At 69.5% G+C, this 10,916-nt stretch carries 9 protein-coding genes and 1 rRNA gene; 8 read left to right on the forward strand and 2 right to left on the reverse strand.

The features are described 5' to 3' along the window. Positions 1–368 precede the first annotated feature (368 nt). From H297_RS0124950 to H297_RS38220, 4 genes are read left to right on the forward strand one after another with little or no spacing between them, the layout of a single operon-like run. Positions 369–2,618 (forward strand): polyribonucleotide nucleotidyltransferase, encoded by a 2,250-nt coding sequence (locus H297_RS0124950; RefSeq protein ID WP_027739291.1) that lies wholly within the window; start codon positions 369–371, stop codon positions 2,616–2,618. Beyond that, complete coding sequence (locus H297_RS0124955) at positions 2,615–3,997, forward strand: M16 family metallopeptidase (protein WP_027739292.1); 1,383 nt, start codon at positions 2,615–2,617, stop codon at positions 3,995–3,997. The genes H297_RS0124950 and H297_RS0124955 overlap by 4 nt, the downstream gene beginning before the upstream one ends. A gap of 44 nt (positions 3,998–4,041) precedes the next feature. Beyond that, a complete protein-coding gene (gene dapB, locus H297_RS0124960; RefSeq protein WP_027739293.1) occupies positions 4,042–4,794 on the forward strand; it encodes a 4-hydroxy-tetrahydrodipicolinate reductase in 753 nt (250 codons plus the stop codon). A gap of 14 nt (positions 4,795–4,808) precedes the next feature. Beyond that, on the forward strand, positions 4,809–5,303 hold the full coding sequence (locus tag H297_RS38220) for a tetratricopeptide repeat protein (RefSeq protein ID WP_051352155.1): 495 nt from the start codon (positions 4,809–4,811) through the stop codon (positions 5,301–5,303). Between the two features lie 95 nt (positions 5,304–5,398). Here H297_RS38220 and H297_RS0124970 read toward each other — a convergent pair whose 3' ends face one another. Together H297_RS0124970 and H297_RS0124975 are read right to left on the reverse strand one after the other, a co-directional pair. Then, positions 5,399–5,983, reverse strand: coding sequence for a hypothetical protein (locus H297_RS0124970; RefSeq protein WP_027739294.1), 585 nt, complete (start codon positions 5,981–5,983; stop codon positions 5,399–5,401). Positions 5,984–6,137: 154 nt separating this feature from the next. Next, positions 6,138–6,374 carry a hypothetical protein gene (locus H297_RS0124975; RefSeq protein WP_027739295.1) on the reverse strand — a complete coding sequence of 79 codons (237 nt, stop codon included), beginning with the start codon at positions 6,372–6,374 and terminating at the stop codon, positions 6,138–6,140. A gap of 321 nt (positions 6,375–6,695) precedes the next feature. On the opposite strand from H297_RS0124975, the gene thyX reads away from it, so the two are divergent. The 4 genes from thyX to H297_RS0124995 form a co-directional block, all read left to right on the forward strand. Continuing rightward, entirely contained in the window at positions 6,696–7,388 is a 693-nt protein-coding gene (gene thyX, locus H297_RS0124980; RefSeq protein ID WP_486589653.1) for an FAD-dependent thymidylate synthase, read from the forward strand. Positions 7,389–7,664: 276 nt separating this feature from the next. Beyond that, entirely contained in the window at positions 7,665–8,564 is a 900-nt protein-coding gene (gene dapA, locus H297_RS0124985) for a 4-hydroxy-tetrahydrodipicolinate synthase (RefSeq protein ID WP_027739297.1), read from the forward strand. Between the two features lie 181 nt (positions 8,565–8,745). Then, a complete protein-coding gene (locus tag H297_RS0124990) occupies positions 8,746–10,431 on the forward strand; it encodes a ribonuclease J (RefSeq protein ID WP_027739298.1) in 1,686 nt (561 codons plus the stop codon). A 412-nt stretch (positions 10,432–10,843) separates the two neighbouring features. Next, positions 10,844–10,916: ribosomal RNA gene (locus tag H297_RS0124995) — 16S ribosomal RNA — on the forward strand; the annotation flags it as partial.

Consider the following 10,916-nt stretch of genomic DNA (forward strand, 5'->3'; position numbering starts at 1 on the left):
ACGTATCGGAGCACGGCTGTATCTCGCGCGACGGCGAAGCTTTGTAGTCTTGTCACGCGGGACACCGCACGGCTTCGTCCTCGCGGCCCGGCCTGCGGCCGTGCGTGAGGCACCGCACGACAGTGCCCCGTGAGGCACCGCACGATCTGTCGTCGCACGAAGAACGGGCGACGACAGCAGACGACAAGTACGAGACAGGAGCGCCCCCACGACGCCGGTCCTCGGTAGTGGCCCCCGGACCCGCGGTGATCCGCGCCGGTTCCGGGAGCTTCGATCGAAGACCGGCCCGCCCCGGGAGCGCTCCTCGAACACAGCACACCAGTCCGCCCACAGGACGTGCGGCGGACGACGACGAGGAGACATTCCTGGTGGAGAACGAGACCCACTACGCCGAGGCCGTGATCGACAACGGCGCCTTCGGCACCCGCACCATCCGCTTCGAGACGGGCCGCCTGGCCAAGCAGGCCGCCGGCTCCGCCGTCGCCTACCTCGACGACGAGACGATGGTGCTGTCGGCCACCACGGCCTCGAAGCAGCCCAAGGACCAGCTCGACTTCTTCCCGCTGACGGTCGACGTCGAGGAGCGGATGTACTCGGCCGGTAGGATCCCCGGCTCCTTCTTCCGCCGCGAGGGCCGCCCCTCCGAGGACGCGATCCTCACCTGCCGCCTGATCGACCGTCCGCTGCGCCCCTCCTTCAAGAAGGGCCTGCGCAACGAGATCCAGATCGTCGAGACGGTCATGGCGCTCAACCCCGACCACGCCTACGACGTGGTCGCCATCAACGCCGCCTCCTGCTCCACGCAGCTTGCGGGACTGCCCTTCTCCGGCCCGATCGGCGGCACGCGCATCGCCCTGATCCGCGGCCAGTGGGTGGCCTTCCCGACCCACTCCGAGCTGGAGGAGGCCGTCTTCGACATGGTCATCGCCGGCCGGACGCTGCCCGACGGTGACGTGGCCGTGATGATGGTCGAGGCCGAGGCCACCGAGAAGACCATCGAGCTGGTCAAGGGCGGCGCCGAGGCCCCCACCGAGGAGGTCGTGGCCGCCGGTATGGAGGCCGCCAAGCCCTTCATCAAGGTGCTGTGCCGCGCCCAGGCCGACCTCGCCGCGAAGGCCGCCAAGCCGACCGGCGAATTCCCGGTCTTCCTCGACCACCAGGACGACGTCCTGGAGGCGCTGTCCGCCGCCGTCCGCGACGAGCTGGCCCAGGCGCTGACCATCGCGGGCAAGCAGGAGCGCGAGAACGAGCTGGACCGCGTCAAGGCCGTCGCGGCCGAGAAGCTGCTCCCGCAGTTCGAAGGCCGTGAGAAGGAGATCTCCGCGGCGTACCGCTCGCTGACCAAGACCCTGGTGCGCGAGCGCGTCATCAAGGAGAAGAAGCGCATCGACGGCCGCGGTGTTACCGACATCCGCACGCTGGCCGCCGAGGTCGAGGCCATCCCGCGGGTGCACGGCTCGGCGCTGTTCGAGCGCGGTGAGACCCAGATCCTGGGTGTCACCACGCTGAACATGCTGCGCATGGAGCAGCAGCTCGACACCCTTTCGCCGGTGACGCGCAAGCGCTACATGCACAACTACAACTTCCCGCCCTACTCCACCGGTGAGACCGGCCGCGTCGGCTCCCCGAAGCGTCGCGAGATCGGCCACGGCGCGCTGGCCGAGCGTGCGCTGGTGCCGGTGCTGCCGACCCGCGAGGAGTTCCCGTACGCGATCCGGCAGGTCTCCGAGGCGCTGAGCTCCAACGGCTCCACGTCCATGGGCTCGGTCTGCGCCTCGACCATGTCGCTGCTGAACGCCGGTGTGCCGCTCAAGGCCCCGGTCGCCGGTATCGCCATGGGCCTGATCTCGCAGGAGATCGAGGGCGAGACCCACTACGTGACGCTGACGGACATCCTCGGCGCCGAGGACGCGTTCGGCGACATGGACTTCAAGGTCGCCGGCACCAAGCAGTTCGTCACCGCGCTGCAGCTCGACACCAAGCTGGACGGCATCCCGGCCTCCGTGCTGGCCGCGGCTCTCAAGCAGGCCCGCGACGCCCGGCTGCACATCCTCGACGTGATGAACGAGGCCATCGACGTCCCGGACGAGATGTCCCCGAACGCGCCGCGCATCATCACCGTCAAGATCCCGGTGGACAAGATCGGTGAGGTCATCGGCCCGAAGGGCAAGATGATCAACCAGATCCAGGAGGACACCGGCGCCGACATCACCATCGAGGACGACGGCACCATCTACATCGGTGCCGCCGACGGTCCGGCCGCCGAGGCCGCCCGCACCACCATCAACGGCATCGCCAACCCGACGATGCCCGAGGTCGGCGAGCGCTACCTGGGCACGGTCGTCAAGACCACCACCTTCGGTGCCTTCGTCTCCCTGCTGCCCGGCAAGGACGGTCTGCTGCACATCTCGCAGATCCGCAAGCTCGCCGGCGGCAAGCGCGTGGAGAACGTCGAGGACGTGCTCGGCGTGGGCCAGAAGGTCCAGGTCGAGATCGCCGAGATCGACCAGCGCGGCAAGCTCTCCCTCATCCCTGTCCTGGACGAGGAGGAGGACTCCGAGAAGGCCGCGCCGTCCGAGGGCGGCTCCGCCGAGACCGAGGACGAGTCCGCGCAGTGACCTCGCAGTTCCGTACGACGGCCCGCCCCGCCTCCCCGGCAGGGCGGGCCGTCGCCCGTACCAAGACCCTCATCCGGGGCGAGAACGGCGCGGGCACCGTCCGCAAGACCGTGCTGCCCGGCGGACTGCGCGTCATCACCGAGACGGTGCCCACGGTGCGCTCCGTCACCTTCGGCATCTGGGCACACGTCGGCTCCCGGGACGAGACCCCGGCGCTGAGCGGCGCCACCCACTACCTGGAGCACCTGCTCTTCAAGGGCACCGAGCGGCGGGACGCGCTGGAGATCTCCGCGGCGCTGGACGCGGTGGGCGGCGAGATGAACGCCTTCACCACCAAGGAGTTCACCTGCTACTACGCGCGGGTGCTCGACAGCGACCTGCCGCTGGCCATCGACGTCGTCTCCGACATGCTCACCTCCTCCGTCATCGACCCGGCCGAGGTCGACGCGGAGCGCGGCGTGATCCTGGAGGAGATCGCGATGACGGAGGACGACGCCGGCGACTGCGTGCACGACCTGTTCGCCCACACCATGTTCGGCGACACCCCGCTGGGCCGTCCCGTACTGGGCACCGTCGACACCGTCAACGGGCTCACCCGCGAGAAGGTGGCCCGCTTCTACAAGAAGCACTACGACCCCACTCGGCTGGTCGTCGCCGCTGCCGGCAACCTCGATCACTCGAAGGTGGTCAAACAGGTACGGGCCGCGTTCGACCGTGCGGGCGCACTGTCCCGTAGGCAGGACGCCGAACCGGTCGGCCCCCGCTCTGGCAGCCGGACGCTGCGCGGCGGCGGACGCGTCGACTTCATCGACCACCCCACCGAGCAGGCGCACCTGGTGCTCGGCCTGCCGGGCTACTCCCGGCACGACGAACGCCGTTGGCCGCTCGCGGTGCTCAGCACCGCGCTGGGCGGCGGCATGAGCTCGCGGCTCTTCCAGGAGATCCGCGAGAAGCGCGGCCTGGCCTACAGCACCTACGCCTACACCTCCGGCTATGCCGACTGCGGCCTCTTCGGCGTCTACGCCGGCTGCCGCCCCGCACAGGTCCCCGATGTGCTGCGCATCTGCCGCGACGAACTCGACACCGTCGCCCGGGACGGGCTGACCGACGAGGAGCTGCGCCGTGCCGTCGGCCAGCTCTCCGGCTCGACGGTGCTCGGTCTGGAGGACACCGGCGCGCTGATGCACCGTCTGGGCAAGAGCGAGCTGTGCTGGGGCGAGCAGATGTCCGTGGACGACATGCTCGGCAAGATCGCCGCCGTCACGCCCGAGGACATCCGCGAGGTCGCCCGTGACGTGCTGGGGCGGCGTCCCTCGCTCTCGGCCATCGGCCGGCTCACCGACCGGCAGGCCGCCCGCCTGCACGAGGCCGTCGCCTGACCCACCCTCTACCCCCTCCTCCCTCACCACGTAAGGAACGCACCATGAGCAAGCTGCGGGTAGCCGTCCTCGGCGCCAAGGGCCGGATGGGCTCCGAGGCGGTACGCGCCGTCGAGGCGGCCGACGACATGGAGCTGGTGGCGGCCCTCGGCAGCGGCGACCCGCGCAGCGCGCTCACCGACGCGGGCACCCAGGTGGCCGTGGACCTCACCCGGCCCGACGCGGTCATGGGCAACCTGGAGCACTGCCTGGCCAACGGCATCCACGCCGTCGTCGGCACCACCGGCTGGACGGACGAGCGGCTGACCGCGGTCCGCGCCCAGCTTGCCGACGCGCCGGGCACCGGGGTGCTCATCGCCCCCAACTTCGGCATCGGCGCCGTCCTGACGATGCGCTTCGCGCAGCAGGCGGCCCGTTTCTTCGAGTCCGTCGAGGTCGTCGAGCTGCACCACCCGGGCAAGGCGGACGCCCCCAGCGGCACCGCCGTGCGCACCGCCCAGGTGATCGCCCAGGCCCGTGCGGCCGCCGAGCTCCCGGCCCAGCCCGACGCCACCAGCCAGTCGCTGGACGGCGCACGCGGCGCCGATGTCGACGGTGTCCCGGTCCACGCGGTACGGCTGCGCGGCCTGGTCGCCCACCAGGAGGTCCTCTTCGGCGACGAGGCGGAGACGCTCACCATCCGCCACGACTCGCTGCACCGCAGCTCCTTCATGCCGGGCGTGCTGCTGGGCATCCGGAAGGTGCCGGCCACCCCTGGCCTCACCTTCGGGCTCGAACACTTCCTCGACCTGGACTGACGGGGTACCGCACCGTGCGCGCGAAGATCACCTACTTTCTGCTGGCTGCCGTCCTGGTCGTCTATTTCGTCCTGGTCGGCAGCCGCGGCGTGCTCCTGATCGAGCAGGGCACCCCCGTGACCGTGCCCTTCGGGATCGCGGTGCTGGTACTGCCGTTCATCGGTGCGTGGTTCCTGTGGCACACCACGCGCTTCGCCCGCCGCGCCGGGAAGCTCGCACAGGAGTTGGAGGCCGAGGGCGGTCTGCCGGTCGACGAGTTGGAGCGCACCCCCTCCGGCCGGATCGACCGGGCCTCCGCGGACGCGGTCTTCGCCCGTCGCCGCGCCGAGACCGAGAAGAGCCCCGACGACTGGCGTGCCTGGTTCCGCCTGGCCGTCGCCTACCACGACGCCCGCGACACCCCGCGGGCCCGCAAGGCCATGCAGCACGCCATCACCCTCCACGAGCGCCGCCCCGCAGACCCGGCCCCCGCACCACCTCCGCACCCCGACGCGACCCCCGGCACCTGAGCCGCACCGAACGGCCGCGCCGCCCTTCCGGGGGCGCACGACGGGGCCGGGCGTACGCGGCTACCGCGGCCGTTCCGTCGAGTGCGGTTGTGCGCTCACCCGCGCGATTCCGCCGCCCAGCTCTCTATGACGTCGGCGGCCCGGTCGAAACCGCGGCGGCGCGAGAGGAAGTCCGCGTTGTGGTCGGTCAGCAGTATCCGGCCGTCCTGCCGGCAGACGGGCTCCGCATCCCCGGCACCGGAACCGACCGGCCGGGAGAGCACGAGGGCCTGGCCCTGCACCGTACGGGGCAGCCCCAGCCACCGGACGGGCCGCTGCACCGTGCGTACGGTCCCCACGGCGCTCCAGCCCAGCGTCGTCGTGCGGAACAGACCGGCATGGCGCAGGCCGTGCGCACTGACCCAGACACCCGCGCGGAGCAGCCGCACCGCCCCCACGATCACCAGCAGTCCGCACCCCGCGCAGACGCCCGCACTCGGCAGGGAACCGGCCAAGGCGATGATCAGTGCGGAGAAGAAGAGGTAGGACGCGAGCAGGAGCAGCAGCGCGCCGCCGCCCACGCGCCACGGGCCGGGGCGGTAGGGCCGCCGCCACACCTCGCGGTCGGCCTCGACGAGTGTCACCGACTGCGCCGCCTGTACGCGGTCCACGCGGTCGGCTGTCACAAAGGGCAGGGGCACGACTGGGTCCTCGCTCACGACAGGAGCGGCCTGGACCGCCCCACGGCTGGGCTGCGCCGCCTCGGCCGGGGCCGGGCGGTGTGAGCGGTGACATTAGCGAGAGCGGAGAGAGGCAGCCACCCCTGGGTGCTGTTCTCCGGGGCGGCCGCCCGTCTCAGCGGCCCTCGGCGGCCGCCGGCTGGTCCTTCGAGGGGACCTGGTTGTCGGTGAGAGCGGGTCCACCGAGCAGGACGGAACCCACGAGACCGGCGACGATCGTGACTCCCACCAGCGCACTGCCGGCGATCTGCCGGAAGCTGCGGCGGGCACGGGGCGGCGGGGTGACATTGCTGCGGAACCGTTCGGCGTCGGCTATGAAGGCGAACGGGACTGCATCTCCGCGGCGGGACATGACGGGGCGCTCCTGCGTGATCGTTCTGGGCGGTTGACTGCTGTAAGAGGTAAACGTCCGGGGCGGCCTCCGAGTGCCCGCTGCCGACAGACGCATGTGAAAAATATCAACCGCGGCGCAGGGGATTGTCACCGGGGGTGCCGTTTCTTGGCGGCGAGTCTCTTTTGTCCCTCTAAGAGCGCCGATAACGGCCTATCGGCGCCGGACGGTCACCTCTGTCAGACCCTCCCCGTAGGCTGTTCCCGCCCTGGCAGACGTACGTGGAAGGACCCCCAGGTGACCGAGACCTCCGCCCCGCCCGCACCGAGTTTCCGCAGCGACATGACGGTCGAGCTGGTCAAGCACAGCGCCGCCGACACCGACGTGCTGTGGGCCGCCCGGGTCTCGACCGCGGGGGAGCAGTCCCTGGAAGAGCTGAGCAAGGACCCGGAGCGCTCCAAGGGCCTGATCAACTTCCTGATGCGGGACCGCCACGGCAGCCCCTTCGAGCACAACTCGATGACGTTCTTCGTCAGCGCGCCGCTCTTCGTCTTCCGCGAGTTCCACCGGCACCGAGTCGGCTGGTCCTACAACGAGGAGTCCGGTCGCTACCGGCAGCTCCAGCCCGTCTTCTACGTCCCCGGCGCCACCCGCAAGCTCGTCCAGCAGGGCCGCCCCGGCAAGTACGAGTTCGTCGAGGGCACGGCGGAGCAGCACGCCCTCACGGGCCGCGCCATGGAGGACGTCTACCGCAAGGCGTACGAGACGTACGAGGAGATGCTGGAGGCCGGCGTCGCCCGCGAGGTGGCCCGCGCCGTCCTCCCGGTCGGCCTCTACTCCTCGATGTACGCCACCTGCAACGCCCGCTCCCTCATGCACTTCCTCGGCCTGCGCACCCAGCACGAGCAGGCCAAGGTCCCCAGCTTCCCGCAGCGGGAGATCGAGATGGTGGGCGAGCTGATGGAGGAGCAGTGGTCAAAGCTGATGCCGCTGACCCACGCCGCGTTCAACGCCAACGGACGCGTCGCCCCCTGACCGGTCCGCCCGGTGTGCCTCCCGGCTCGACGCTCCCGGAAGGGGCGCGCTCACTCGGCTGCGCCTGCCGCCCCTCCGGTCGGAGGCCAGGAGGAAGTGTCCGTATTGCGGCGGTTGGAGATGTTCATCTAGGGTGATTGTGCGTCCCGGCACTGCCTGAACCCCCGAGCAGGCAGTGCCGGGACATCCTCTTTCCGGCCCGTCCGGCCGCATCATGGCGCGGATGGACCGCCCCGAGGCAGCGTGGCGGGGTGCGCTGCGAGTAGCGTGGAGACCATGGCTCCGACCTCCACACCGCAGACGCCCTTCGGGCGGGTCCTGACCGCGATGGTCACGCCGTTCACCGGAGACGGTGCGCTCGACCTCGACGGCGCGCAGCAGCTCGCTGCCCACCTGGTGGATGCCGGCAACGACGGGCTCGTCGTCAACGGCACCACCGGCGAGTCCCCGACCACCTCCGACGCGGAGAAAGCCCAGCTCGTCAAGGCCGTCGTGGAGGCCGTGGGCGACCGTGCGCACGTGGTGGCCGGAGCCGGCACCAACGACACGGCCCACAGCCTCGAACTGGCCCGCGCCGCCGAGCAGGCCGGTGCCCATGGCCTCCTGGCCGTGACGCCGTACTACAGCAAGCCCCCGCAGGAGGGTCTGTACCGGCACTTCACCGCCATCGCCGACGCGACCGGGCTGCCGGTGATGCTCTACGACATCCCCGGCCGCAGCGGCGTCCCGATCAATACCGAGACGATCGTCCGGCTCGCCGAGCACCCCCGTATCGTGGCCAACAAGGACGCCAAGGGCGACCTCGGCCGCGCGAGCTGGGCCATCGCCACCAGCGGTCTCGCCTGGTACAGCGGCGACGACATGCTCAACCTTCCGCTGCTGTCCGTCGGCGCGGTGGGCTTCGTCTCCGTCGTCGGCCACGTCGTCACCCCGGAGCTGCGCGCTCTGCTGGAGGCGCACCTGAGCGGCGACATCGTCAAGGCCACCGAGATCCACCAGAAGCTGCTGCCGGTCTTCACCGGCATGTTCCGCACTCAGGGCGTCATCACGACCAAGGCCGCACTTGCGCGACTGGGCCACTCGGCCGGGCCGCTCCGTCTCCCCCTGGTCGAGCTGTCTCCCGAGGAGCTGGAGCAGCTCACGCACGATCTCGCCCACGGCGGGGTACACCTGTAGACCTCAGACTTCACACAACTGCATACCGTCGGTGCCGGCAGCGAGCTGGACACCGGCACACGTGCACGACCCAACGGAACAAGCACGACACGTACGCACGCCCGAGCGCTGCGTACGCCTCATGAATACCGCGCGCCACGTACCCAGGCGGGTGCGTGGCGCGCGTGGTAAGGAGAGTCTTTTGAGTCATCCGCATCCCGAGCTCGGCCCGCCACCGAAGCTCCCCGAAGGGGGCCTTCGTGTCACCCCGCTGGGCGGCCTCGGTGAGATCGGCCGCAACATGACCGTCTTCGAATACGGCGGCAGACTTCTGATCGTCGACTGCGGCGTCCTCTTCCCCGAGGAGGAGCAGCCGGGTATCGACCTGATCCTTCCCGACTTCACCACGCTGCGGGACCGCCTCGACGACATCGACGGCATCGTCCTGACCCACGGCCACGAGGACCACATCGGGGGTGTCCCCTACCTCCTGCGGGAGAAGCCGGACATCCCCCTGATCGGCTCCAAGCTCACCCTCGCGCTCATCGAGGCCAAGCTCCAGGAACACCGCATCCGGCCGTACACCCTGGAGGTGGAGGAGGGCCACCGCGAGCGGATCGGACCCTTCGACTGCGAGTTCCTCCCCGTCAACCACTCCATCCCGGACGCCCTCGCGGTCGCGGTACGCACCCCGGCAGGCATGGTCGTCCACACCGGCGACTTCAAGATGGACCAGCTCCCGCTGGACGGCCGCCTCACCGACCTGCGAGCCTTCTCCCGCCTCGGGGAGGAGGGCATCGACCTGCTGCTCAGCGACTCGACGAACGCCGAGGTCCCCGGCTTCGTGCCGCCCGAGCGGGAGATCTCCTCGGTGCTGCGCCAGGTCTTCGCCGGTGCCCAGAAGCGGATCATCGTCGCCAGCTTCGCGAGCCACGTGCACCGCATCCAGCAGATCCTGGACGCCGCCCACGAGTACGGTCGCCGCGTCGCGTTCATCGGCCGCTCCATGGTGCGCAACATGGGCATCGCCCGTGATCTGGGCTATTTGAAGGTTCCCGCCGGTCTCGTCGTCGACGTCAAGGCACTCGACGACTTGCCCGACCACGAGATCGTCCTCGTCTGCACCGGCTCCCAGGGTGAGCCCATGGCGGCCCTCTCCCGGATGGCCAACCGCGACCATCAGATCCGTATCGTCCAGGGCGACACGGTGATCCTCGCGTCCTCCCTCATCCCGGGCAACGAGAACGCCGTCTATCGCGTGATCAACGGACTCACCCGCTGGGGTGCCAACGTCGTCCACAAGGGCAACGCGAAGGTCCACGTCTCGGGCCACGCCTCCGCGGGCGAGCTGCTGTACTTCTTCAACATCTGCCGGCCGCGGAACCTCATGCCCGTGCACGGCGAATGGCGGCACTTGCGGGCCAGCGCCGAGCTGGGCGCCGCGACCGGCATCCCCCAGGACCGCATCGTCATCGCCGAGGACGGCGTGGTGGTCGACCTGGTCGACGGAAAGGCCCGGATCAGCGGCAAGGTGCAGGCCGGTTACGTCTACGTCGACGGCCTGTCCGTCGGCGACGTCACCGAGTCCTCCCTCAAGGACCGCCGCATCCTCGGAGACGAGGGGATCATCTCCATCTTCGTCGTGGTCGACAGCACCACCGGCAAGATCACGGGCGGTCCCCACATCCAGTCCCGCGGCTCCGGCATCGACGACACCGACTTCGCCGGCGTCATGCCGAAGATCGACGAGGCTCTCGCCAAGTCCGCGCAGGACGGCATCGCGGAGACCCACCAGCTCCAGCAGTTGGTGCGCCGCACCGTCGGCAAGTGGGTCTCGGACAACTACCGGCGGCGGCCGATGATCCTCCCCGTGGTCGTCGAGGTCTGACCAGCCTCCTGGAGAGCGGAGCGCCTCGATTTGCCTCCAGGCGCTCCGCTCCAGTACGTTTACGGCTCCACCTCAACGGGAACCCGAAGCCGCTCTGGCTCGCGGAAACCCGGGAACCTTGAATTCTTGAACGGCCGGAAAACGACCGGAAAGAATCTGGTAAAGTGGAGAACACCGAAAGGGCAAACGTCCGGAGAAGCCGGTGAGATGGTTTCGATGGAAGCGTCCGTTTCTTGAGAACTCAACAGCGTGCCAAAAGTCAACGCCAGATATGTTGATACCTCGGCCTTGCCGGTCTTGATGGCTGGTTTGGTTGTGGTTCCTTTGATTGATTTGAACAGCGAGGATGCTGTGAACGGTTCCGGGTTATTCCTCCGGGATGGTTCCGCTCTTCCTGTGGATGGTTGATGCATTCACGGAGAGTTTGATCCTGGCTCAGGACGAACGCTGGCGGCGTGCTTAACACATGCAAGTCGAACGATGAA

The sequence above is a fragment of the Streptomyces sp. CNT360 genome (assembly GCF_000424785.1).